This is a genomic window from Actinoplanes teichomyceticus ATCC 31121, assembly GCF_003711105.1.
GTDB classification, from domain to species: domain Bacteria; phylum Actinomycetota; class Actinomycetes; order Mycobacteriales; family Micromonosporaceae; genus Actinoplanes; species Actinoplanes teichomyceticus.
Window position 1 is genome coordinate 4015750 of the sequence record NZ_CP023865.1, and the last position, 23331, is coordinate 4039080.

23 protein-coding genes and 2 pseudogenes are annotated in these 23331 nt (G+C 70.1%); 15 read left to right on the forward strand and 10 right to left on the reverse strand.

Annotated elements, in window-relative coordinates:
- Nucleotides 1–99 precede the first annotated feature (99 nt).
- Nucleotides 100–915 carry a sugar nucleotide-binding protein gene (locus ACTEI_RS17660; protein ID WP_122978662.1) on the forward strand — a complete coding sequence of 272 codons (816 nt, stop codon included), beginning with the start codon at nucleotides 100–102 and terminating at the stop codon, nucleotides 913–915.
- A gap of 238 nt (nucleotides 916–1153) precedes the next feature.
- Nucleotides 1154–1510 (forward strand): DUF6204 family protein, encoded by a 357-nt coding sequence (locus ACTEI_RS17665; RefSeq protein ID WP_122978663.1) that lies wholly within the window; start codon nucleotides 1154–1156, stop codon nucleotides 1508–1510.
- Between the two features lie 37 nt (nucleotides 1511–1547).
- Here the strand turns inward: ACTEI_RS17665 and ACTEI_RS37075 are convergent, their stop codons facing one another.
- Nucleotides 1548–1931: a VOC family protein gene (locus ACTEI_RS37075; RefSeq protein WP_145831044.1), complete on the reverse strand. Its 384-nt coding sequence runs from the start codon at nucleotides 1929–1931 to the stop codon at nucleotides 1548–1550.
- Nucleotides 1932–2059: 128 nt separating this feature from the next.
- On the opposite strand from ACTEI_RS37075, the gene ACTEI_RS17675 reads away from it, so the two are divergent.
- The 4 genes from ACTEI_RS17675 to ACTEI_RS17690 all read left to right on the forward strand — a co-directional run bounded on the left by ACTEI_RS17675 (nucleotide 2060) and on the right by ACTEI_RS17690 (nucleotide 5876).
- A complete protein-coding gene (locus ACTEI_RS17675; RefSeq protein ID WP_122978665.1) occupies nucleotides 2060–2776 on the forward strand; it encodes a Clp protease N-terminal domain-containing protein in 717 nt (238 codons plus the stop codon).
- A 309-nt stretch (nucleotides 2777–3085) separates the two neighbouring features.
- Nucleotides 3086–3949 (forward strand): sigma-70 family RNA polymerase sigma factor, encoded by an 864-nt coding sequence (locus ACTEI_RS17680; RefSeq protein WP_122978666.1) that lies wholly within the window; start codon nucleotides 3086–3088, stop codon nucleotides 3947–3949.
- Nucleotides 3950–4048: 99 nt separating this feature from the next.
- Nucleotides 4049–4981 carry a tyrosine-type recombinase/integrase gene (locus ACTEI_RS17685; RefSeq protein ID WP_122978667.1) on the forward strand — a complete coding sequence of 311 codons (933 nt, stop codon included), beginning with the start codon at nucleotides 4049–4051 and terminating at the stop codon, nucleotides 4979–4981.
- Between the two features lie 82 nt (nucleotides 4982–5063).
- Nucleotides 5064–5876, forward strand: a complete 813-nt coding sequence (locus tag ACTEI_RS17690; protein WP_244940686.1) for an undecaprenyl-diphosphate phosphatase — start codon at nucleotides 5064–5066, stop codon at nucleotides 5874–5876.
- A gap of 74 nt (nucleotides 5877–5950) precedes the next feature.
- On the opposite strand, the gene ACTEI_RS17695 is transcribed toward ACTEI_RS17690, so the two are convergent.
- Nucleotides 5951–6667, reverse strand: a complete 717-nt coding sequence (locus ACTEI_RS17695; protein ID WP_122982225.1) for a hypothetical protein — start codon at nucleotides 6665–6667, stop codon at nucleotides 5951–5953.
- Between the two features lie 372 nt (nucleotides 6668–7039).
- On the reverse strand, nucleotides 7040–7450 hold the full coding sequence (locus tag ACTEI_RS37805) for an NUDIX hydrolase (RefSeq protein WP_203723650.1): 411 nt from the start codon (nucleotides 7448–7450) through the stop codon (nucleotides 7040–7042).
- 875 nt (nucleotides 7451–8325) lie between these two features.
- Between ACTEI_RS37805 and ACTEI_RS17705 the strand changes: the two genes are divergently transcribed.
- From ACTEI_RS17705 to ACTEI_RS17715, 3 genes are all read left to right on the forward strand, one after another.
- A complete protein-coding gene (locus tag ACTEI_RS17705) occupies nucleotides 8326–9294 on the forward strand; it encodes a tyrosine-type recombinase/integrase (RefSeq protein WP_122978669.1) in 969 nt (322 codons plus the stop codon).
- A 483-nt stretch (nucleotides 9295–9777) separates the two neighbouring features.
- Nucleotides 9778–10506, forward strand: a complete 729-nt coding sequence (locus ACTEI_RS17710; protein ID WP_239082390.1) for a VOC family protein — start codon at nucleotides 9778–9780, stop codon at nucleotides 10504–10506.
- 33 nt (nucleotides 10507–10539) lie between these two features.
- Nucleotides 10540–11334 (forward strand): endonuclease/exonuclease/phosphatase family protein, encoded by a 795-nt coding sequence (locus ACTEI_RS17715; protein ID WP_122978671.1) that lies wholly within the window; start codon nucleotides 10540–10542, stop codon nucleotides 11332–11334.
- Nucleotides 11335–11428: 94 nt separating this feature from the next.
- Here ACTEI_RS17715 and ACTEI_RS17720 read toward each other — a convergent pair whose 3' ends face one another.
- Both ACTEI_RS17720 and ACTEI_RS17725 read right to left on the reverse strand, forming a co-directional pair.
- Nucleotides 11429–11965 (reverse strand): sigma factor-like helix-turn-helix DNA-binding protein, encoded by a 537-nt coding sequence (locus ACTEI_RS17720; RefSeq protein ID WP_122978672.1) that lies wholly within the window; start codon nucleotides 11963–11965, stop codon nucleotides 11429–11431.
- Nucleotides 11962–12246, reverse strand: a complete 285-nt coding sequence (locus ACTEI_RS17725; RefSeq protein ID WP_122978673.1) for a hypothetical protein — start codon at nucleotides 12244–12246, stop codon at nucleotides 11962–11964. Before ACTEI_RS17725 ends, ACTEI_RS17720 begins: the two co-directional genes overlap by 4 nt.
- A gap of 838 nt (nucleotides 12247–13084) precedes the next feature.
- Here ACTEI_RS17725 and ACTEI_RS17730 point away from each other — a divergent pair.
- Nucleotides 13085–14119 carry a calcium-binding protein gene (locus tag ACTEI_RS17730; protein ID WP_164466002.1) on the forward strand — a complete coding sequence of 345 codons (1035 nt, stop codon included), beginning with the start codon at nucleotides 13085–13087 and terminating at the stop codon, nucleotides 14117–14119.
- Nucleotides 14120–14263: 144 nt separating this feature from the next.
- Here ACTEI_RS17730 and ACTEI_RS37080 read toward each other — a convergent pair whose 3' ends face one another.
- Nucleotides 14264–14638: a hypothetical protein gene (locus tag ACTEI_RS37080; RefSeq protein WP_145831043.1), complete on the reverse strand. Its 375-nt coding sequence runs from the start codon at nucleotides 14636–14638 to the stop codon at nucleotides 14264–14266.
- Nucleotides 14639–14904: 266 nt separating this feature from the next.
- Between ACTEI_RS37080 and ACTEI_RS17740 the strand changes: the two genes are divergently transcribed.
- Together ACTEI_RS17740 and ACTEI_RS39180 are read left to right on the forward strand one after the other, a co-directional pair.
- Nucleotides 14905–15747: a phosphotransferase family protein gene (locus ACTEI_RS17740; protein ID WP_122982226.1), complete on the forward strand. Its 843-nt coding sequence runs from the start codon at nucleotides 14905–14907 to the stop codon at nucleotides 15745–15747.
- Between the two features lie 113 nt (nucleotides 15748–15860).
- Nucleotides 15861–17125: pseudogene (locus ACTEI_RS39180) on the forward strand (transposase); the annotation flags it as partial.
- A 44-nt stretch (nucleotides 17126–17169) separates the two neighbouring features.
- Here ACTEI_RS39180 and ACTEI_RS38370 read toward each other — a convergent pair.
- The 3 genes from ACTEI_RS38370 to ACTEI_RS17760 form a co-directional block, all read right to left on the reverse strand.
- Nucleotides 17170–17526, reverse strand: coding sequence for a DinB family protein (locus ACTEI_RS38370; protein ID WP_239082386.1), 357 nt, complete (start codon nucleotides 17524–17526; stop codon nucleotides 17170–17172).
- A 266-nt stretch (nucleotides 17527–17792) separates the two neighbouring features.
- A complete protein-coding gene (locus tag ACTEI_RS17755) occupies nucleotides 17793–18353 on the reverse strand; it encodes a GNAT family N-acetyltransferase (protein WP_122978677.1) in 561 nt (186 codons plus the stop codon).
- A gap of 274 nt (nucleotides 18354–18627) precedes the next feature.
- A complete protein-coding gene (locus tag ACTEI_RS17760; protein WP_239082385.1) occupies nucleotides 18628–19572 on the reverse strand; it encodes a LysR family transcriptional regulator in 945 nt (314 codons plus the stop codon).
- 37 nt (nucleotides 19573–19609) lie between these two features.
- On the opposite strand from ACTEI_RS17760, the gene ACTEI_RS17765 reads away from it, so the two are divergent.
- A complete protein-coding gene (locus ACTEI_RS17765) occupies nucleotides 19610–20554 on the forward strand; it encodes an EamA family transporter (RefSeq protein WP_122978679.1) in 945 nt (314 codons plus the stop codon).
- Nucleotides 20555–20893: 339 nt separating this feature from the next.
- Nucleotides 20894–21532: a hypothetical protein gene (locus ACTEI_RS37085; RefSeq protein ID WP_145831042.1), complete on the forward strand. Its 639-nt coding sequence runs from the start codon at nucleotides 20894–20896 to the stop codon at nucleotides 21530–21532.
- Here ACTEI_RS37085 and ACTEI_RS17770 read toward each other — a convergent pair.
- Nucleotides 21430–22020, reverse strand: a complete 591-nt coding sequence (locus ACTEI_RS17770; RefSeq protein WP_122978680.1) for a transposase — start codon at nucleotides 22018–22020, stop codon at nucleotides 21430–21432. The two genes, ACTEI_RS37085 and ACTEI_RS17770, sit on opposite strands and share 103 nt — an antisense overlap.
- Before the next feature lie 119 nt (nucleotides 22021–22139).
- Between ACTEI_RS17770 and ACTEI_RS38375 the strand changes: the two are divergent.
- Nucleotides 22140–23225, forward strand: a pseudogene (locus ACTEI_RS38375) (tyrosine-type recombinase/integrase).
- Nucleotides 23226–23331: the final 106 nt, after the last annotated feature.

A 23331-nucleotide genomic window follows, 5' to 3' on the forward strand; every position in this document is an offset into this window, starting at 1 on the left:
ACGCCACTGTCCCCGCGGGCCACGGCCGGGCCGAGGTGACCGCGATGGCGGCCCGGACCGGCCGGGGTGCGCGGGCCTGCGCCCGATAGGCTGCCGCCCGTGACACGACGACTGCTGATCACCGGCGGTGGCGGATATCTGGGGCGGCGCGTCTTCGCCCGGGCCGCGGCCGCCGGCTGGGAGCCGGTCGGCACCTATCTGCGCAGCCCGGCCCCGAGCGCCGGGGTGCGCCTGGACATCCGGGATCCGGACGAGGTGCGCCGGGTCGTGGCCCGGGTGCGCCCGGACGCGATCGTGCACACCGCCGCGGGCCGCGACCGCAACGACTGGGTGTCGACCGCCGACGGGGCCGCGCATGTGGCGGTGGCCGCCCGCGGTGTCCGCCTGGTGCACGTGTCCAGCGATGCGATCTTCTCCGGGCGCGAGGTGCACTACGACGAGGCGGCCCGCCCGGATCCGGTCTACCGGTACGGCGCGGCCAAGGCCGCCGCGGAGACCGCCGTGCGCGCCGTCGACCCGCACGCCGCGGTGGTGCGCACCTCGCTGATCCTCGGCGACGGCAACGGCGGGCACGAGGTCCTCACCCGTGATCTGATCGCCGGCCGCGTCACGGGCGCCCTGTTCACCGACGAGGTGCGTACCCCGGTGCACGTCGACGACCTGGCCGCCGCGCTGCTCGAACTGGCCGCCGGTGACTATGCCGGGGTGCTCAACGTGGCCGGCGCCGACCCGGTCAGCCGGTACGAGCTGGGTGTGCTGGTGGCCCGCCGCCAGGGGTGGGACGTGTCGGCGATCCCGGCGGCGTCGCTGGCCGGGCTGGGTCTGCGCCGCCCGGGCGACGTCCGCCTGGTGCTCGACCGTGCCCGGCAGCTGCTGGCCACCCGGCTGCGCGGCGCCCGCGAATTCCTGGCCTGAACGCCGGGCGCCGCGCCGGCAGACCCGCCCCGCGCCGCCCGGCCCGGACCCGGGCGGTACCCGGCAGACCCGCACGGCGGCGTCGCGGCGCCGGACGCGCCCCGCGCCGCCCGGCCCGGACCCGGGCGGTAAACCGACGGACCCGCACGGGCGGCGTCGCGGCGCCGACCGGCCCCGCGACCGGGTGGCGCGGATAATCCGGTGTCGGCGCACGGCCGGGCCCGCCGATACTGGCCGGATGACCCAGACCCGCACGATTCGCGTGACCGTACGCGGATCCTTCGACAACCTCAGCGCCGAGCAGAAAGCGCGGCTGGCCGCCGACGGTGGCGACGACCTGCTGTCCGTGCAGTACACCGAGCAGGGCCACATCACCTACGACATCGCCGCGCGGCCGTTCTTCACCTTCCGTTTCGCCGAGCAGGTCACCGACGAGAAGCAGATCCCGCAGGTGGTCGCGCGCGCCGAGGCCAAGACGGTGGCCTGGCTGACCGAGCGCGGCTACGGCTACAAGAAGATCACCTCGCAGGCGGTGGACATGTCCGAGGTGCCGCTGGGCAGACGCGGCCGTAAGGAGGCCGCCAAGTCGTCCTGACGCGCCGCGCGCCGGGCGGGCTGGCCTGCCCGGCGCCTCACGCCGCGGCGCGCTCGGCCGCGCTGCGTTCCACGCAGAACTCGTTGCCCTCCGGGTCGAGCATGGTCACCCAGCCGGTCCCGTCGCCCGCGCGATGGTCCTCGTGCACGCTGGCGCCCAGCCGCAGCATCCGCTCGACGAACTCGTCGCGCGTCCCGGCCGGTGGCTGGATGTCCAGATGCATCCGGTTCTTGGCGCTCTTGGGCTCGGGCACCGCGATGAACAGCATCCCCGGCGAGCCGTCCAACGGTGAGGTGAGCAGGGCCTCCTCGGCGTCGCAGTCGTCGGCCAGCCGGTAGCCGGTGACCTGGGCCCAGAACCGGGCGAGCTTGAGGGTGTCGTGCGCGTCGATGGTGATGTGCCGGATCGGATTGACGGTCATGCGCTCATCCTGCCCGATGCCGCGGACGCCGGTGCGGCCGGTGTGGACGGCGGTCACCGCCGCACGGTCACCCCCAAGCGTCAACCCGACGTTGACGCACGGCCGTTCGTCAACCTAAGGTTGACGGCATGACGCAGCTGACACCTCCGGTACGCCTGGACGACCTGATCTCCACGATCACCCTCAACCGCCCCGACGCCCCACTGGACCGGCTCTCCGACGCCGTCCTGCTCGCCGACCACCTGGGGGAGCTGGCCGACCACCTGATCGGCCACTTCGTCGACCAGGCCCGCCGCTCCGGCGCGTCCTGGACCGAGATCGGCCGCAGCATGGGAGTCAGCAAACAGGCCGCGCAGAAACGATTCGTCCCCAAGGAGAAGCTCGACCCGTCACAGGGCTTCCACCGCTTCGGCCAGCTCGCGCGCAACGCGATCGTCGCCTCGATGAACCAGGCCAAGACGCACGGCAACGACGAGATCACCCCCGCGCACCTGGTGCTGGGCCTGCTGGAGCAACCCGACTGCCTGGCCGTGCGGGCCATCACCGCGCAGGGGCTGAGCATCGAGACGGTCCGCGCGCGCGTGAGCGCCGCACTGCCCGCGCCGGCCGCCCAGGTGCCGCAGCTGGTGCCCTACGACGCGCGCTCACGCAAAGCGCTGGAACTGACCTTCCGGGAGGCGTTGCGGCTCGGGCACGACGACATCGGCACCGGGCACGTGCTGCTGGCCCTGCTGGAAGAGGAGGAACCCGGCGCCGGCGTGCTGCACGGCCTGGGCCTGACCAAGACCGCGGTGGAGCAGGTGCTCGCCGCCGCCGGGCCCGACGCCGGCGAGCCGCCGCACTGAAGCGGCCCGCGCCGCACCGGCCGCCGCCAACGTCGCAGCACGGCTGCCCGGCGCGGCCGGATGCCCGGCCTCGACGGCGTCGCCCGGGGCCCGGCTGCCGCGCCAGGCGCTGGCGCACCGCCGGGTGCTGACGGTCACCACGTGCGGCCGCAGCGGTGCACCACGGGTGGGGGCGGGACTGAAACAGCCCCCACCCCACACCTGAGAAGAAATACGCAGTGCAACCAAGCAGCAACCGAGAGTGCCCATCGGTTGCACCCGTAGCCACGAAAAGTTCCCCCTGCAACCAACACCACGGGGGGAACCGACATGACCGCGACCGCCGCGCACACCACCACGCCCGTCACCGGCGAGCAGGAGCAACTCATCCGGGACAACATGGCGCTGGTCGGTCACATGGTCCGCGAAATGCTGTTCAAGGTGCCGCCGCACGTGCACCGCGACGACCTCGCCTCGGCCGGCTACGCCGCACTGGTCACCGCCGCCCAGGCCTTCGACCCCTCCCGCGGCATCCCGTTCGGCCGATTCGCCGCCGTACGCGTACGCGGCGCCCTGCTCGACGAACTGCGCAGCATGGACTGGGCCAGCCGCTCCGTACGCGCCCGGGCCCGCCGCGCCGAAGTGGCCCGCGAAGAGCTCACCCGCCAGCTGGGCCGCACCCCGACCGCCGACGAACTCGCCGAACTGCTCGGCGTCGCGGTCGGCGAACTGAGCACCGTCGACGACGACGTCCAGCGCGCCGCCGTGCTGTCACTGCAGGGCTTCGCCACCGGCACCGCCGAGGACATGGTCACCGACAGCGCCCTCAACCCCGAGGAGATGCTGCTGCACCGCGAACGCCTCGGCTACCTGCACGACGCCGTCACCGCCCTGCCCGAACGGCTGCGCTACGTCGTCGAAGCCTCCTTCCTGCAGGAACGACCGCTGTCACAGGTCGCCGCCGAACTCGGCGTCACCGAATCCCGCGTCTCGCAACTGCGCACCGAAGCCCTCGCCCTGCTGCGCGACGGCCTGACCACCCACATGGAGCAGACCGGCGTCCCCGCCGCCAAGGACGGCTGCGTCGCACGCCGCCGCGCCGCCTACGCCGCCCAGATCGCCGCCCGCAGCACCATGACCACCCGGCTGAGCATCACCGACGCCCAAGGCATGCGCCTGGCCACCGCCGCCTGATGCCCGCCTGCCCCGGCGGGGTCGCACACCGACGACCCCGCCCCACCGCCACCACCCCAGGGCATGTCGCCGACCGCACACCGATCGAAAACTGAGAACATGGGCCGCATGTCGCTGCTGCCCCACATCACCGCCTCCGCCACCCAGTTCACCGAGGCCTGGCTACGCAACCGGCGACTGTCCGAACACACCCGCGACGCCTACCGCCGCGACGTCACCACCTGGCTGCGCTGGTGCGCCGAACACCACCTCGACCCGCTCACCGCCACGTTCCTCGACGTCAACGCCTACGCCCGTACCCTCGAAGCACGCCCGATGGCCGCCGCCACCGTCGCCCGCAAACTCTCCGGCCTCTCCAGCTGGTACGCCTTCCTCGTCAAACTCGGCGCCGTACCCGCCAACCCGGTCAGCGGCGCCGACCGCCCCTACGTCGACCGCGACCACTCCGCCACCATCGGCCTCACCGCCGACGAAGTCGACGCCCTGCTCACCGCCGCCGACACACACACCGGACCCGCCGCCACCCGCCACCGCGCCGTGCTCACCCTGCTCGCCGACCTCGGCCTGCGCGTCGGCGAACTCGTCAGCCTCGACCTGGCCGACCTCGGCGTCGAACGCGGCCACCGCACCGTCCGCTTCACCGGCAAAGGCGGCCGCCCCCGCCGCCGCGTGCTCACCCCCGCCGCGGCCGCCACCCTCGACGCCTACCTGCGCACCCGCGGCACCGCCGACGGCCCGCTGTTCACCACCACCACCGGCGCCCGCCTCGACCGGCACGCCGTGTTCCGCCTGGTACGCCGCCTCGCCCAGCAGGCCGGCATCCCCGGCGCCGACCGGATGTCCCCCCACTCGCTACGGCACGCCTTCGCCACCGCCGCCCGCGCCGAAGGCGTCCCCCTCGAAGACGTCCAGGACGCCATGGGACACGCCGACCCGCGCACTACCCGCCGCTACGACCGTGACCGGCACAACCTGGACCGTGACCCCGCGTACACGATCGCGGCCGCCCGGGACCGGCGTCGCTCCGCCTGATCCGTCCCCCTATGCTCGGGACCGGCCAGGCACGTTACAAAACAGGCGGGATCCGTTTTTGAACATCTTCGAAGCAGTGTTGATGGGCGCGGTGGAGGGCGTCACCGAGTTCCTCCCGGTGTCCAGCACCGGTCACCTGACCATCCTGGAAAAACTCCTCGGCTACCAACTCGACGACCCGGCCATCACCGCCTTCACGGTCATCATCCAATCCGGCGCCGTCCTCGCCACCATCATCTTCCTGCTACCCGACATCCGCCGGATCGTCCCGGCCTTCTTCAAAGGCCTCGCCAGGAAGGAAGAACGCCAGCACCCCGACTTCCGGTTCGCCTGGGCCGTCATCCTCGGCTCGATCCCCATCGTCATCGCCGGCCTGACCTTCAAGGACACCATCGAGACCACGCTACGCAGCCTCTGGTTCGTCGCCGGCGCGCTCATCGTCTGGTCCGGCGTCATGGCCTTCGCCGACCACGCCGCCACCCAGGTCCGCCACGAAGACGACGTCACCTGGAAAGACGCCCTCATCATCGGCGTCGTCCAATGCCTGGCCGTCATCCCCGGCATCTCCCGCTCCGGATCCACGATGTCCGCCGGCCTGCTACGCGACCTCGACCGCGTCACCGTCACCAAACTGTCGTTCTTCCTGTCCGTGCCCGCCCTCACCGGCGCGTCGATCCTGCAGGGCTACGAAGAGTTCGACAACATCTCCCACGGCGTCGGCTGGACCAACACCCTCGTCGCGACCGCCGTCAGCTTCGCCGTCGCCTACTTCGCCGTCACCTGGCTGCTCAAATTCGTCGCCAAACACTCCTACAGCATCTTCATCTTCTACCGCCTCGCCCTCGGCGCACTGCTCATGCTGCTCCTGGCCACCGGCACCATCAGCGCCCAATAAGCCACACCACACCACGAAAACGCCCGCCCCCGTGCGGGCGTTTTCTCATCCACACCCCGCAAGCCCACCACCGCTCACGACGGCTGCGAACCCGCCTCACCCAACTCCGCCAACCGCGCCTCGATCTCCGCCAGCTCCGCCCGCAACCGCTGCGCCTGCTGCTGCGCCTCCGCCCGCTCCGCCGCCAGAATCTGCTCCACCGCCTCCTGCACCCCCGGCACGTCGATCAGCTGCACCATCTTCAACGCCTCCGCCGGACGAATCACATAAGGCTTCGCCAACGCCTTCGCGCCCTGCGTCGCACCCACCGTCCACTCACCCTCGCCATAGGCCAACGTCACCGTCAACGACGGCGACGGCTTCGCCTTCACCGGCCGAGCCGCCTTCCGCGGCGCCGGAGCCGTCACGTCCTGTCCACCCTTCTCCACCTCATCCACACTCCTGCGCTGCGCCGGAGCCGCCTTCGGCTTCTCGATCGGCTTGTCGATCAGAAACTCCGGCCCCGACAACACCGGATCCGGCTCCGGCTCCACCACCGGCGCCTTCCTCGGCGCCACCGCACCCTTGGGCGCCATCCGCAGATCACCGGGGGAGAAGGGCAACTCGTCACGACCGAAGCGCACCACCACCCACTCCTCGCTGACCGCCGGATCCTCCAACCCGACAACCTGCCCCACCTGCCCCGCGATCTGCCCCGCCGCCTCGGTGAACTGCACCTTCGGCTTACGCCCGGCCGCCAGCGCCTCCCGGATCCCATCCAGCTCCGGCACGGTCAACCCCCGCGCCTCCACACCCGCCGCCACCAACATCCCCACCTTCGTACGTCTGTATGAGAGGGCCTTCTTTCTACCAGCCCCCACCGACAACCACCCCGCGCCCCGCCGAGCAGCGCAGACCCAAGATCATCGCCGAACGGCGCCGACCCACGCCCACCACTCACGACCGTCCACATCAACCACCGCTGCCCCCGCCACCTCCGGATCCTTCGTCCCCCCGGAGCCACCACGGCGCGAGTCGCCCCCCGCCGCCTGCACGGGACCGACCCGACCCGCCAGGGGAGAGGCGGAACTCTCCACCGCTGCTGACGCTCCGGCCAGACGCGCCAACCCCGACAACAGCCGCGCGCCGCCGCTGAGGCAGAACGACCGGACGATTCCAGAAAGCTACTCTGCGTGATCGACCGGCAGCGGACCACCAACGGCGGGCAGTGGGGAAGTGGCGGCTGCCAGGCGAAGGAGACCAGCCGTGCCAACGTAGCCGCCACGTCGAAACCGGCACCCGGCTGGCGCAGCAGGCCTGCTCGGGTCGCCCGATCCACGGGTCGGCGTCCTCGGCCAACGCCAGTGTCGACATCGCGCCTGATGGGCAGGCAGCGACGGCACCACATCCGGATCGAACCAGCCGACCTCAACGGACTCGTCGTCGTTGACCCGGGCGTCGCCCTCGACGAGCCGGCATCGCAGCCCGATGGCGAGCCAGTGGACCTGATCGCCGTTGGACACGACGGACAGCTCCAGCGCCTCTACGGACAGGAGACGCTCCACCCGTACGCGGACACCGGTTTCCTCGAACACCTCACCAGGGCGCCGTCGGCCGGCTGCTCGCCGGGTTGCCGGCATCCTGTCGTGAGGGCCCACTGGCCGTTGTCCGATCGCCGGACCGGGAGCACCCGGTTCCGCCCGTCGAGGACAACGGCGATCACGCCGTTCAGGGGCAGCGGGGCAGGGCCGATCTTGGAGCCTAGGGCGGCGACGACATCGGGGAAGGACACGCGAGCCACCGCACGGGCGGTCCGCAGGAGGCGGTGGCGTCCGCTCCTCCGCGCACCAATCTCAGGTCGATAATCTACATTATGTCAACCCCGGCCGTGGAAAGTGGCCCCCAGCCGGCGCCATGCCACAAACGCGGCGCGCCCCCGGCGGCCACCGGGCACCGCGCCGAGGCCAGCCTCAAGATTCACGCCTGCGGTTCGCGTCGTTCAGGAAAGCCGACCGGCTCCCGACCGGGACCGGAACGCGGCGCGCCGAGGATCGTGCGCAGCGTGCTGGAGCCCGGACCGCAGCGTGCTGGAGCCCGGCGCCCGGACCGTAGTGCGCCGGAGTCCGGCCCGCGGTGCGTCGGAGCCCTGCGCCCGGACAGGCCCGGCCCGCGGTGCTGGGTGCTCCCGCGCGGCCGGGCGTGGACGGATCACAGCCCCCGCTCCCCGCTCGGGATCGCCGGGTGCCTGCGGCTCGGCCGCAGGCACCCGGCGGCGGGCACGGTGCCGCTCGGCCGCAGGCCCCCGCGGCAGGTGCGGCGCTGATCTCGGCCGAGGGCCCGGCGATGCCGATCCGGGCTGGTCACGCCTGAATCCCGGCACCGCGAAATACCACAAAACAGACGTCAGTGCCGGTCGACATGCCAGGGCTCGATCGGCATGAATAGGAATATTTGCTGCATAATATCTCTTATGCAGCACGAATCATCCTCCGAGCCGTCCACTCCCCTGACCGAGCTCATCGACGAGTTCCTCGCGGCGCGGGCCACCCGCAAACCGTCGGTGCACACGCTGGCCGCGTACCGCAGGGACCTGAGCCTGGTGTTGCGGCAGGCCGTGCCCGCCCCGGCGACGCCGGCCGACCTGTCCCCCCGCGTGTTGCGCGCCGCGTTCGCGCGGTTCGCCACGGACCGCGCCCCCGCCTCGGTGGCGCGCGCCTGGTCGTCGTGGAATGCGTTCTTCACGTTCCTGGTGACCGAGGGGGTGGTGGCGGGCAATCCGATGTCGGCGGTGGACAAGCCGCGGATGGTGGCGCACTCCCCCAAGCCGTTGCGGGGTGAGGACACGCCGGAGCGGTTGTTGCGGGTGGCGAGCCGGGTCGACGAGCGGCAGCGGGATCCGTGGCCGGAGCGGGATGTGCTGGTGCTGGCGTTGGCGTTGTGTGCCGGTCTGCGGTTGTCGGAGTTGTTGAGTCTGCGGGTGGGTTCGGTGTCGGGTCGCGACGGTGAGCGGCGGGTGGAGGTGGCCGGCAAGGGTGGCCGGCCGCGGTCGGTGCCGATCGATGCGGGGTTGGATGCCGCGGTGCGGCGGTATGTGGACAGTTGCCGGGTGCGGTTCGGGCGGGTGGACGGTTCCGCTCCCCTGTTGGTGGATCGGCATGGGGCGCCGTTGCGGCGGGGTGGTTTGCAGTACCTGGTGAGGTCGTGTTTCCGGCGGGCGGGGATCGGTGACCGGGTTCCGCGGGGTGCGCAGTTGCATGCGTTGCGGCACACGTTTGCGACGCGGCTGGCCGAGGACGGCGCGAACGCGTCGGAGATCATGCGGTTGTTGGGGCATGCGTCGTTGGCGACGTCGCAGAACTACATCGAGGTGACGGCGGAGCAGCAGCGCGCGGCGATCCTGTCGAATCGTACGAATCGGGTGTTGCGTGAGTTGGGGTGAGCCCCGTGTGGGGTGCGCTTGGCGTGGGCCGATGTCGTGGACCGACCGGTGCGCGGGGCGGGTTCAGCCGGCGAGCGTGGTGATGTCGTCGCCGGTGGTGGCGTTGACGGTGACGTCGGTGACGGGGCGTGCGAGGTCTCAGGGGGTGTCGCCGGTGCGGTAGCGCTGGTCCCAGTCGCTCATGTGTTTCTCCCGGTGTGTCGGGTGTGTGGTTGGCGGGTGTGTGCCCGTGCCGGGCGGGTGTGCGGAGTGGATGTGCGTACCCGGAAAGGGGTTCTGGGTGGTCGTAGGGTGGTCGTGTCGCGGCCGGGTCACGGGTGGGGGTTGGATGCGGCGGGTTCGGTGTTACGTGTCTGGTGGGCCGTCGGTGGTGCGGGTGGCGGATGTCGTGGAGCCGGTGGCCGGTGATGGTGAGTCGGCGGTGCGGGCGCGGGCGGTCGTGGAGGCGCGGGAGAGCTGCGGGAAGGTGGTGTCGGTGTCGTGATGGTGCGCTGGGTGACCGGGTTTTTGGATACGCCGGGGGCGGGTGCGGTGGTGGCGGAGCGTTTCTGGGCGGCGGTGACCGGTGCGGCGGTGTCGGCGCGTCGTGGTGGGGGGCGGTTCGCGACGCTGGTGCCGGGGGGTGGTGATGCGTGCCTGCGGGTGCAGGTGGTCGGTGACGGGCCGGCGCGGGCTCATCTGGATCTGCATGTGGTGGATCTGTCGGGTGCGGTGGCGCGGTTGCGGGGGCTGGGTGCGGTGGTGGTGCGCGCTGATGATGATGTGGTGGTGCTGCGCTCGCCCGCGGGTCTGGTGTTCTGTGTGGTGGGTTGGGGTGGTGAGCGGGTGGCGCCGGGGGCGGTGCGGTGGCCGGGTGGGCAGGTCAGTGTTGCCGATCAGTTGTGTCTGGACATTCCTGCCGGTGGTTACGCCGCGGAGGTGGGTTTCTGGCGGGCGGTGACCGGGTGGGCGCATGATCCGATGCCGGACAGTGTGGAGTTCGAGCGGTTGTTGCCGGCCGCGCCGGTGCCGATGCGGTTGTTGTTGCAGCGGGTCGAGGATGGTGCGGCGGGGGTGCATGTCGATCTGGCGTGTTCGGATGTGGCGGCTGAGGTGGCGCGGCATGAGGCGTTGGGGGCGACGGTGGTGCGGCGGGTGCCCGGGCAGTGGACGACGCTGCGTGATCCGGTGGGGCGGGCGTACTGTGTGACGGCTCGTGCGCCGCGGCGGTGAGGTGCCGGTTGGGGGTTGAGGGATGGGTGTCGGGTGCGGATCGTGAGTGTGAACGCGTGGGGTGGCGCGCTGTTCGACGAGTTGGTGGCGTGGTTGCCTGGTAGTGGGGCGGATGTCGTCTGTCTGCAGGAGGTGACGCGGACGGCGGGGTTGCGTGGGTGGACGCGTTTTGAGGACGGGCAGCGTAGTGTGCCGCAGCGTGCTGATCTCTTCGACGATGTTCGGGGGGTGTTGCCGCGTCATCAGGGGATTTTCGTGACCAGTGATTGTGGTCCTGTGTGTGATGGCGCGGGGGTCCGGCATCGGCAGGATTTCGGTGTGGCGACGTGGGTGGCTGAGCGTCTGCCGGTGGTCGGTGTGGATTCCGCGTTCGTGCACGGGCGTTTTGTCGATCATGTCGAGTGGGCGGTGGCGGATCGTCCTCGTGTCGCGCTGGCGGTGCGGGTGGTGGATCGTGGTGCGGGGCGTTCGGTCGCGGTGGTGCAGTTGCATGGGTTGCGTGATCCGGCGGGCAAGGGGGATGGTCCGGCGCGGCGTCGGCAGGCTGAGCGGCTGGTGGAGTTGGTGCGCCGGTTCCGGGAGCCGCACGATGTGGTGGTGGTGTGCGGGGATTTCAATCTGCTGCCGGGCAGTGAGACGTTCGGCATGTTGGCCGAGATCGGGTTGACTGATCTGGTGGGTGTGGCGGATACGCGGACGTCGCATTATCCGAAGCCGGTGCGCCATGCCAGTTATCTGTTGGTGTCGGATGTCGCGGCGGTGAAGCGGTTCGAGGTGGTGGCGCGGCCGGAGGTTTCCGACCATCGTGCGCTGGTTCTGGAGTTGTGAGCCGGCGGGGTGTTTCGCGGCAAGCGCGGTGACGCCAGGGGCGCGTGGGTGCGCCCCTGGCGTGGGGGTCTCCGGGTTGGGCGGGTTGGGCGGGTCAGCGTCGGGACTGTTCCTGCCACCGGTCGCGTTCGCGCTGGGCCTTTTTGCGGCAGGTGGCGCCGCAGTACTGCCGGGGCCGTCCGGTGGGGGCGACGGCCATGATGCAGGGGCATCGGCTGCAGACGGCGGTCGGCAGGTGGGTGTCGCCGCGTTGTGTCCAGCCGTGTTCGTCGCACCGGACGGGGTCCTGTGGGCGTGCGGTGGCCTGCAGGATCCGGGTGCGTACCGTTTCCGGCAGGCGCAGCAGATCGTCGCTGTCCAGGTCGGCCAGCCGGTTGGTCGGTGAGCGACGGCGCAGCGTCGCGAGCGCCGCGGATTCGATCTGACGGATTCGCTGCGGGGTGGTGGCGTGGGCTTCGGCGATCTGTGCGTGGGTCTTCGCCGGTCCGTCCATGCCGAAACGCATCCGCAGGATGCGGGCGCGCTGGTCGGAGAGTGTCTGGAGGGCGGCGGCGATCGTCTCCAGGGTGTCCGGTGCGATGGCGGTGGCCTCGGTGGGGCTGTAGGGCGTGATGGCGCGGCGACGACTCATGCCGGCTCCTGTTCGTTACCGGTGGTGTTCTCGTCCGGCGAGGTTGCGGTCGGTGGCTGCGGGCCGGGTCCTGTCGTGAGGACCCGGCCGAGCGTGGCCGCCGGTCGTTGGCCGATCCGGACGCGTTCCACCAGTTTGGTGAAGGCGGTGGCGAAGGTCGAGGTTACCGCCGGCACGTCTTCGGGGCGGGCCCGGATCAGGGCGGTCATGGTGACCGCGGCCAGCACGCCGGCGGTGACCAGCAGCGGCGAGACCGCGATGAGGATCCAGATGGTGGGCAACGATGGTGCTCCTGTCGGTAGAAAGCAGAAAACCCTCGGCCGCTGTGGCGGCCGAGGGTTTTCTGGGAAACAAAAATGCCCTCAGCGATCCGCTGAGGGCGATGGGGTTGAGGGTGATGCGGGCACATATGTGCCCGGACGAAGGCCAGACTAGATAAAAATTGTGCCCGCCGCAAGCGGTGATTGTCGGGCAAAAAGGGTGCTTCTCCGGTGTGTGCCGGTCTTCCCGGCGAAGGCCAGGCGTGCCGCGCCGGACCTGACAACGCGTGTATGTGCTGCTGGCGGCGGGGTTCTGCGGGCCGGGGTGGTGCGGCGGCCGGCGTTTCGGAGTTTCGTGACACCGATATGCGGCTTCGATTAGCGTATGCCCATTTCGCTTTCTCGGGAATGGGACGTTTCCCTGCGAAGCTTGACGGAAAAATTCTCCATCAGCGCAGCGGTGAGGCCGCCGGGCACGGCGGTTGCGTGGCCGCCGGGCGGGCGCGTCAGCGGTCACGGCCTGCGGTACGGCGCGGTCCCCGTGCGCGCCGGTGGGCTTTCCTGGACGACGCGAAGCGCGGGCCGGCGCACGCGGAGGCGAGGCGGGCAGCGGCGCACCGCAGGGTGTGGCCGCCGAGCTGGTCGGCCGGCTGCTCGCGCGGACCCGCGTGGCGGCCGCCGCCTGCCGGGGTTGGCGGTTTCCGGCCGGGACGTCGCTCTGGGGACACGTTTGTATGCTGCGGGCACATCGACACTCCGACGGGGAGGAATCCATATGCCATCGGCTTTATGGCGGCTGCGTGCCGCTGGAAGCTTGGCGACGGCCGTTGCTGTCTGCGCGTCGCTTCCGCTGGCCGCTGTGCCGGCGCGGGCTGCCGGCACAGCCGGTCTGCTGGCCGTCGTCGACGGCACGGTCGTCGAGTACAAGACGGCCAAGGGCAAGCAGAGCACGATCACGCTGACGCGCAAGGGCGCCACGATCACGGTCGACGACCGGGTGGCCATCAAGGTCGGGGCCGGCTGCCGGCGGGTCAAGGGTGACAGGACCAAGGCGCGGTGCACGCCGGCGGCGGCGCCGACGCGGCTGCGGGTCTACGCCTACGACCGTAGCGACACGATCGTCAACAGCACCGACCTGCCGATCACCGCGGACGGCGGCACCGGCAGCGACAAGCTCACCGGCGGGTCGAGCCACGACCGGCTCTACGGCCGTTCCGGCAACGACGTTGTGCGGGGCCGTGGCGGCAACGACGTGCTCTACGGCGGGGCGGGCAACGACAAGCTCTACGGCGGCGCCGGCGACGACGGGCTCGACGACGGTTCCGGCACGGACGTGGCCTGGGGCGCATCCGGCAGCGACAGCTTCACCAACGGTCCGGGCAACGACCGGTTCTACGGCGAGTCCGGCGACGACCGGTACCATTCGCGGCAGCACGCGGGTAAGGACGCCGACCTGTACCTGGGTGGTCCGGGCGTCGATGCGGCCGGATACAGCAACTACACCAGCGCGGTGAGCGTGGACCTGGACGGCCGCAAGGGCGACGACGGCCGCAAGGGCGAGGGCGACAGCATCGGCGCCGACGTGGAGGACCTGCTCGGCGGTCGCGGCAACGACCGGCTCGCCGGCAACGGCCGGGCCAACGACCTCGACGGCCGTGAGGGCAACGATGTCATCCTCGGTCACGGCGGTGACGACACGCTGCTGGGCCGCAAGGGCGTCGACAGGCTCTACGGCGGCGCCGGCGACGACCGGCTCGACGGCAACGCCACGCCCGGGGTTCCTGACGAGTACGACGAGGTGACCGACTGGCTCGACGGCGGTCCGAACACCGCCGTCGGCGACACCTGCGTACGGCTGGACTTCGCGCACACCACGGGGTGCGAGAAGCGGTGAGCGGGACCGCCACCGGGGCGCGGCGCGGAAGGACGCGATGTGCCGCGCCCCGGTGGCGGCGCGCTGGTAGCGCCGGTGAAGCACCCGGTTGCCCGGGATCACCACGTGCCGTTCGCGGCGTTGGTGAGATCGGGACCCACCCGGTCAGCCGGTCCTCTTGTCTGCTGCGGCGGTGGGGGCGGCATGCTGCAGCGGGTGACGGTTGCCGGCAGCGGTGAACCGTCGCCACACGATGTCAAGGGTGGGCCCGGGTGTCCGCGGCGAATGCGACGATCCGTGCGGCGAGGTCGTCGGGATGCCGCAGGACCAGGTCGTGGCTGGCTTCGGGGATGATCTCGCCGACGGCGCGCGGCATGCGGGCGGGACCGTGGCCACGACCTCGCGTGCGTCGTACAACTGGCTGTGGCCGCCGACCGGCATCAGCGTGGGCGTCGTGATCCGTTCGAGGTCGTCGTCGGTGAGCGGGGTGAGCAGGATGTGCTTGCGCCGGTAGCCGAAAATGGCTTCGACCAGCGGCATCGCCTCGTCGTCGCGCAGGGCGAGGTTGCGCAGCGGCCGGGCCAGCGCGCGCCGGATCGGCCTGGGGGTGAAGCTGGCCAGCCCGCACGCGATCAGCCGGGCCGCGCAGCCGGTCGGCCAGCCAGAACGACGGCGCGGCCCGCTCGATCGCCGCGAGGTTGCCCTCGAAGAAACGCGTACGCCTCTCCGTCGGTATCCCTCAGCTGGTAGAGCCTCGGCCGCGATGGGGCGCTCACCCCCATCGCGTCGCCGTTACGGTGGACCTGATGAACGCCGCCGAGGTTCGAAGTGTGCTCGCCGAGGGCCTGCCCGACTATCAAGCCGGCACGGTGACGCTGCTGGACGAGGGCGAGGACAACCGCGCGTTCGAGGTGGACGGTACGCTGGTCGTGCGTTTCGCCCTTGAGCCGGATCCGGCCGCGATCGACCGCGAGGCACGCCTGCTGAACGCGGTCGCGGCGGTCGTGCCCGTGCCGGTTCCAGTGCCGGCGTTCGTGCTCGCCGAGCGCGGCTGTCTGGCGTATCGGAAACTACCGGGCATCCCGCTGCTGGACCTGCCTCAGCGTCTGGACCACGCCGAATCGCTGGTCTCACAACTTTCGGGGCTGCTCGCCGTGCTGCATGCGATCCCCCCGGAGTCGATGGCCAGCCTGGCCGCCGTAGACGACCAGCCGATGACGCGGTGGCTCGCTGAGGCGGGCGCGTACTATCCGGGCGTCGCCAGCCGCCTGCCGACGCGGTTCCGGCCGCGGGTGAAGGCGTTCCTGGCAGCCGATCCGCCTTCTCGCGGCCATGCCCGGGTGTTCACGCACAACGACCTCGGAGCCGAGCACGTTCTCGTCGACGCCGCCACCTGGACTGTCACCGGCATCCTCGACTGGACCGACGCAGCACTCACTGACCCCGCCTACGACCACGGTCTGCTCCTCCGCGATCTGGGACCAACCGCCCTTGCCGGGCTGGCTTCGGACGTCCGCGAGCGAGCGGTCTTCTACGCCAGGTGCAGTGTTCTGGAAGAGCTGGCGTATGCGCTCGAGTCCGGCAAGCAAAAGTATGCCGCCAACGCACTGTCTGCGCTGCCGTGGTTGTTCAGCCAGGTGGTTATGTAGGTGACCGGCTGCTCGCCGCCCTCACCGCAGGAGGTGCCACCTTCGACCGGACGCGACACGCGCTGTCGGATGAGATCCGAGTCGTCTCCTGATCGGCGCTCGTTGTAGTGGTCATGGCAGATGAGGTCGGGGCAGCCGGTGTCCTGCCGGGGTTCCGGGATGAGTTGTACCGCTGCTTGACCGCTCGGTCGGATGCGTTGCTCGAGCTGGCCGACGCGGTGTTGTGCGCGGACGGGCCGGTCAGGGCGTCGGTTGATGTGACGCTGACGGCTGAGCACCGGCGTGGACACGACGCCTGTATGACGGGCTCCACCAGGGCCGCATCGATGTGAGGCGGCTGCGGCGGGCGTTGACGGCGCAACCTCCACCGCGGTTCGGTGACGGCCGGATCGTTCTGGTGGTCGACGTGTCACCGTGGCTGCGGTCGGCCGCGGCGTGTAGCTCGGACCGGCTGTTCTGCCACGTGTACGGGCGCGCTAGAAGCGCCGCGCAGTTCATCCCCGGCTGGCCGTACTCGTTCGTGGCGGCGCTGGAACCCGGCCGGACGTCGTGGACGGCGATGCTGGACGTGGTCCGTCTCGGCCCCGCCGGCGACGCCACAGCGGTCACCGCGACCCAGCTGCACGACGTGATGGAGCGGCTGATCGCCTGCGGACAGCAGCAACCCGGTGACCCGAACATCCTGATCGTTTGCGATGCGGGCTACGACGTGACCCGGCTGGCCTGGGCGCTGCGTGATATCTGCCGGTCGAGGTGGCCGGACGCATTCGCGCCGACCGGGTCCTACGGCTACCCGCCCCGCCGCACCAGTACAACGCGTCCGGTGGTCGCCCACCCAGGCACGGCGGCGAGTTCGACCTCAAAGATCCTGACTCCTGGCCCGAGCCGGCCGTGACCACGATCAACGAGACGGCCCGCTACGGAAAAGCCGCGCAACCGATGTGGCCGTGGTGGTCGCACACCGGCGCGAATCCCGGGGATGGAGACCGGATCTGGCAGGCATACCTGCGGCGCTTCGATCTGGAGCACACGTGTCGCCTGGTCAAGCAGACTCTGGCTGGACCAGGCCGAAGCTGCGCGACCCGCGAGCAGCCGGCCGGTGAACCTGGATCATGATCGCCGCCCACACCCAGCTACGACTGGCCCGGCCCCTCGCGCCATCGATCTACGTCGCTCCTGGGAACAGCCGTCACCGCCTGACCGGCTCACCCCGGCCCGGGTCCGGCGCGGGTTTCGGAACCTCCGCCCCGCATCGGCTCTCCCCGCTGCGGCACCGGAACGCACCCGCCCCGGCCCCGGACGACCTGGGGGATCGAAGAACCACAACGGCCGTCACGGGGACGCCAATCAGAACGCCGCACCGCGGAGGCGGCCTCAACTTGATCCGGTGCACGGATCTGCCGATGAGCGGTGCTCGTCTCGTCAGCCGGAGACGTCAGCCACGTGGTGTACGACGTCGTGGAGCAGATAGCGGCCCAGGGAGTCGACGGTGAACGACGACCCGTTCGAGCGCAATCCGGTACGCGCCCACGATTGCGGGGGAACCGCCGCGAAAACCGCCGACAGGTGGCTTCCCTGCTCGGCGAGCTCCTCGGCCACCCGGTGCGGATCCTGCTCCCAGTACCGCCCGGCGATCGCCGCAGCGTCCTGGTCCCAGTCGGCGAACCGGGGACCGTCCTCGGTGAGCATGAGGGTGGCCCGGTCGGCGAAGACCACGAACACGTCGCGCACGTGGCACGCGTACTCCAGTGGGGACCACACCGCCGGCGCGGGGCGCACCGCGACATCGTCGCGGGCCAACACCCGCAGCCACCGCGGTACGAGCCCGGATACGGCAGCCGATACCTCGGTCCCAGCTACGCGCCGGCCCTCGAATGCGCAGAACTCGCAGCGCCCGTCGAGGACCCACGTCCAATCTTTGGTATCCGGCACTGGAGCGTCCGGGACAGATAGCCTGCCAGGTCCCGCGTTCCGGTCGTTGATCATGGATGGACCATAGCGACCCCGCTGGTTGCCGGCGACCGGGTTTCCACCGGGCTCCGCAGTCACCGGGTCACCGGCGGACGATCGTTGAGAACGCGCTGGAAGAGCAGACTGTCCTGCCACGTGCCGTCGAGATAGAGATAGTCGCGAGCCGTCCCGAAATGGCGGAACCCGTTCTTGGTCAGCACCCGCTGCGAGGCCAGATTTGTCTGACCCGTGCTCGCTTCCACCCGGTGCAGGCCGAGCTCCTGGTCCGCGATGCGGCAGAGGTTGGCGACCGTGGCACCGGCGAGCCCCTTCCCGACCTCACCGGCATCCACCCAATACCCCAGACTCGTGCTGCACATCGGGCCGAGCACGATGCCGTGCAACGAGGCGCATCCCACGATGCGATCACCGCGCTGCAGTGCGCAGGCGAACAGGGTGCCGTCCGCATGCTGCCGCAACAGCGAGTCCAGCCCTTTCCGCTGACCGTCGAGCGTCCAGAACGAGTCCGGCCGTGGCGGATAGAACGGGCGCAGGTGATCCCGGTTGCGCACGTATGCGTCCAGAAGCGCCGGCGCGTCACCGTCCGCCAAGCAACGCAGGATGACGCCGCCCGGCAGCTCGGCAAGAATGGTCATCGTCGTAGCGTAGATGAAAGCCTATGAGCCGGCCGCACGGATCTGCCGCGATCCGTGTCTCCAGATGCCGAGTCGATCAGGCGGCGATGAGCTCGGGCACTGCAGCCCGCCCACCCTCCGCGCGAGCCGTCCGGCGGGTCATCAAGGTGATGTTTGCCCGGGTGATGTGGGCTTCGCAGTGTTCGGGAAAGGTTCGTAGTCGCGGGCGTTGCGGCGGGCGCGCACCAGCCGGTCCCTTCCGTGGTAACCAGCGAAGAATCAACCGCAACGCTGGTCAGACCGCACGCGGGGACTGTAGTACCGGACGGCCCGGGCTCAACCTCAGAGGCGGTGGCGTGATGAGCCGCTGGGCGAGGGTGATGAGATCTGGCACGGCGGGATGGCTCGGTGGCTGCCTCCAGACGAGGTAGACGGTGACGGCCGGGGCGTCGATGAGCGGAATGTAGACCACGGCGGGGTGCGGATACATGGCCGCGGTGGCGGTGGTGGTGACGCCGACGGCGTGGCCGGTGGTGATGGCAGCGAGCCAGTCGTCGGTGTTGGCGACCTCGATGATGTCGGTTGGGATTTCGTCCGCAGGCCAGAGGTCGGGGGTCGTGGTGCCGGCGACGGTGTTGACGGCGATCGGCTCGGTGCTCAGATCGTGCAAGGTCAGCCGTGGTTTCCGGGTGAGGACGCTGTCGGCGGCGACGGCGGCGAGGCGCGGCTCGGTCAGCAGAGCCACGGTGTGCACCTCGTCGGGTAGGTCGGCCCGGCCCCGGATGACGGCGACGTCGACGGTGCCGTGGGCGAGCCCGGCGGTGCGATCGTCGACGCGCAGGAGTTGCACCGGTGTGTGCGGGTGTTCCTGTTTCCAGCGTCGCAGCAGGGGCGTGGTGTGTTCGCCCAGTGCTGACCAGGCGTGGCCGACGCGCAGTGGCCAGGTGCCGGCTCCGGCCGGATCGAGTGCTTCGTCGACGGCCGCGACGGCGGCGGCGGCCCGGGGCTGGAACGCGTGTCCGGCCGCGGTGAGCTGCAGGTGATGGGTGGACCGGTCGATCAGGCGGACACCGAGGTGGGTTTCCAGCTGACGCAGTGTGCGGGAGAGCGCGGGCTGGGTCACGTGCAGCCGGGCCGCCGCCCGGGTGATGGTGCCTTCGTCGGCGATGGCGAGGAAGGCACGCAGATGCCGCAACTCCACGGTCATAACGGCAGAGCATAACCGCGGCGAGATCGGCATTTCCGTTGCTATCGGGGTGCCTCCTAGCGTCGACCTCATGGTCAACGCCCTGAACTTCGCTCCGTCCGCCGTCACGCCTGTCGACGGACCGGCGGTCTCGACCCGGCATCCTGGTCACGGGACCGCGGCGGCCGGGCTGGTGTTGGGAGCCGTGCTGTCCGTGCAGTGCGGTGGCGCGGTCGCGGCGCTGCTGTTCCCCAGCATTGGGGTGGATGGGGTCGTGGCCCTGCGGTCGACGATCGCGGCGCTGGTGCTGTCGGCGGTATGCCGGCCCCGTGTGAGGGGCTACCGGCGCACGGACTGGTTGCTGATCGGCGGATTCGGCGTGGCGCTCGCCGGCATGAACGCACTGTTCTACCACGCGATCGAGCTCATCCCGCTCGGTCCCGCGGTGATGCTGGAGGTGCTGGGGCCGCTCGTGCTGTCCGTGGCGACCGCACGCCGCGCGGCGAGTTGGTGGTGGGCCGGCCTGGCCGCTGCCGGTGTGGCGTTGCTGAGCAGCACCGGATTCGACCGGCTCACCCCGGCCGGAATCGGCTTCGCCCTTGCAGCAGGCGTCATGTGGGCCGGATACATCATGGCCAGTGCGCGGGTCGGACAACGCTTCCCCAAGGCTGACGGCCTCGCCCTGGCCATGACCGCGGCCGCATTGATCACCCTCCCCGTGGGCGCCGGCACAGCGGGGGCCACGCTGCTGAGCCCTTCCATCCTGGCGATGGGCGTTGCCGTGGCGCTGCTCTGCTCCGTGCTGCCCTACACCCTGGAACTGCTGGTACTACGCCGCATGCCCACGACGACTTTCGCCGTGCTGATGAGCCTCGGACCCGCCGTCGCTGCGCTCGCCGGCTACGTCGTCTTGCATCAGAGGCTCACGACCGTCGAAGGGCTGGCCATCGCGCTGGTCATCGCCGCCAACATCGGCGCCGTCCGCACTCCGGCCCCGGCGAAACCCGGTCTCGACCACCCCCGCCCGACGGCGTAAGTGGCTGTCTCGCAACCTGTTTCTGCAGCTAGTGCGACTATTGGCCTTGCGGGATCCCTCTCAGGCGTTCGTATCACCATCACGGTGACGCCCATCCGAACGCGCGAAGCTGGTTGATCGGCTGCCGTCAAGATGACAAGGCGTTCAGTTCACCGCGGGCGGGCTACCTACCCTGAGCCGCAGCAGTGCTACCTGACCGCAGTGCTCGCTGGGCGCGGATGGTGGTCAGCCCGCAAGCCGCCGTTGCGTGCCTGCTACCCAAGTTGCTACTGCCCCTGCATGCGGTGCTGCAGCCGGGGCTATGGAAAGATCGCGCAGTCTCCGAAGGATGGATCTTGTATGCGCTGGCTGTGGCCGGGAGTCGTGTTGATGGTCGCGGTGGCTGGCTGCGGGCAAGGTGCAGCCTTTGAAGACCACGGCGACGATGCGGCACCCACCGTGTCCGCCGAGTCAGTAACTAGCAGTATGTCCTCTTCGGCTGCCTCACCTGCAGCGGCCAGTGCCCAGGCCGGACCGCCTTGGTATTCGGTAGCCGGTAGCGGTCCGGAATTCTCCGGCTCGAAGCGCGTGACGACCGGGCCGCTGGCTTCCATGAACGGGTTCGACAACGACGCCCAGTTCCAGCGGGTCTGGGCCTATGACGGCAGGGTCAGATCCGCCACGGTTGACATCGACCGGGCGAATCCCGGCGCTAATCATCGAGGTGGCCTGGAGCAGACCATGAGAGTTTCGAAAATGGCTGGCCACCTCGTCGTGCCACTGTCCGGAATCGGGGACGGCGGCCTGGCGGTTCTCGCCAGCAGCAGCAAGGGCGCCAATCGTCCGCTGGTGCGGGCCTACGCCAGTTCGGGCAATGCGAGCATCAGCGTGCTCGTTTACGTCGACGGCGTGATCGATGACGAGGCCGACTTGACCGCGCATTCCTCTGAGTTGATCGCCGCCCTCAACGAGTTAGTCGACGACCTGCGCCCGCGGTGACGCCGACCCTGGGTGGGGCAGGCGGCGATGAGCTTGGGCAGGGCGGCCCGCCGGGCATCCGCGCGGGTGATGCGGCGGGTCATTAGGGTGATGTTTGCCCAGGTGATGTGGGCTTCGGAGTGTTCGGGGAGGCGTTCGTAGTCGCGGGAGTTACGGCGGGCGCGCATCAGCCAAGACAGTGACCGTTCCACGATCCACCGGCGGGGCAGCACCTTGAAGCCGACCTGGTTCGAGGGCTTCTTCACGACCTTGAAGGTGAGGTCGAGGTCGTTGCGGGCCCAGTCGGCCAGGCCGGTGTAGGCGTTGTCGGCCCACATCAGGGTCAACTCCGGGTTGTTTTTGCGCAGCTCAGGCAGCATTTCGCGTGCGGCATCGCGGTCGGTGACGTCCGCCCTGGTCACCTTCACCGTCATCAACAGGCCCTTCGTGTCGACGATCAGGTGCCGCTTCCGGCCGTTATCTTGAGCCCGAGTGGGGCTGTCGTTCATGTGCGTGACGCGGCCTTTGGGTCCTTCAATCTGCGTGCTGGATGCGGTTATCTACCGCGGTCCATCACGAAGGATCTGGAGGCTCGATGCGCGTACAGCGGGTGTTGGCGCCCGACTCGATGGCGGAGTCGTGGACGCTGCTGGGCGATGATCTGCGACCGGTAGGCCCGGTGGAGTCGTTCCTGGCCTACCTGACGGCGGTCGAGCGGTCGCCGAACACCGTCAAGGCGTACGCCCATGATTTGAAGGACTGGTGGAGCTTCCTCGTCGGCCGAGGGCTGGACTGGACGGCGGTGGACTTGGAGGCGTTGGCGTCCTTCGTGGCCTGGCTGCGGCTGCCGCCGGCGGCTCGCAGCGGCGCGGTGGTGGTGCTGCCGACGGTGGAGCATCACTGCACTGCTTCCAGCGTGAACCGCAAGCTGGCCGCGGTCAGCGCGTTCTACGAGTTTCATGCCCGCAGCGGGGTCGAGGTCGCTGGTCTGCTGGTGACAACGCGCCCGGCCGGACGGCACCGCGCGGCGGCCACCTCCTACAAGCCGTTTCTCCAGCACATCGCGTCCGGCCGGCCTGAACGGAGCCGGACGATCAAACTCAAGACCGGGCCGAAGCGTCCCCGTGTCCTGACCGCTGCCCAGGACCAGACCATCCTGGATGCTTGCGAGCACCTGCGCGACCGGCTGCTGTTCGCCCTGCTGCTGGACACCGGGATTCGTATCGGCGAGGCCCTCGGCCTACGCCACGACGACATCGCGATCGCCGAACGGCAGGTCAGCGTGGTGTCGCGGCACAACGACAACCGGGCCCGGGCGAAGGCCGACCGGTCGCGCACCGTCCCGGCGAGCGCATAGTTGATGCGCCTGTACTGCGACTACCTGCACCGCGAGTACGGCGCGTTGGACTCCGACTACGTCTTCGTGAACCTCTTCGCCGAGCCGCAGGGACACCCTTGGGGTTATCCGGCTGTCTATGACCTGGTCAGACGGCTGCGTAAGCGCACGGGCATCGCCTTCGCGCCTCACCAGTACCGTCACACCTACGCGACCTGGCTGCTGCGCCGCGGCGCCGGCATGGAGAACGTCAAAGAGCTCCTCGGCCACGCCTCGATCAGCACCACGATCGACACATATGGCCACCTCACCGTCGAGGACGCCCGCCGCCCTCTCGAAGGTGCGGGCTGGTTCACCGGACGCGAGGTACGGCTGTGACCGTCACCGTCCTCAACGTTGAACGGGGACGTGCCGGCCTGTTGGAGAAGTTGCTGGCCGCCGTCCGAGCCGAGTTCCGCACCGAGATCTACCGCCCCCGTCCCGA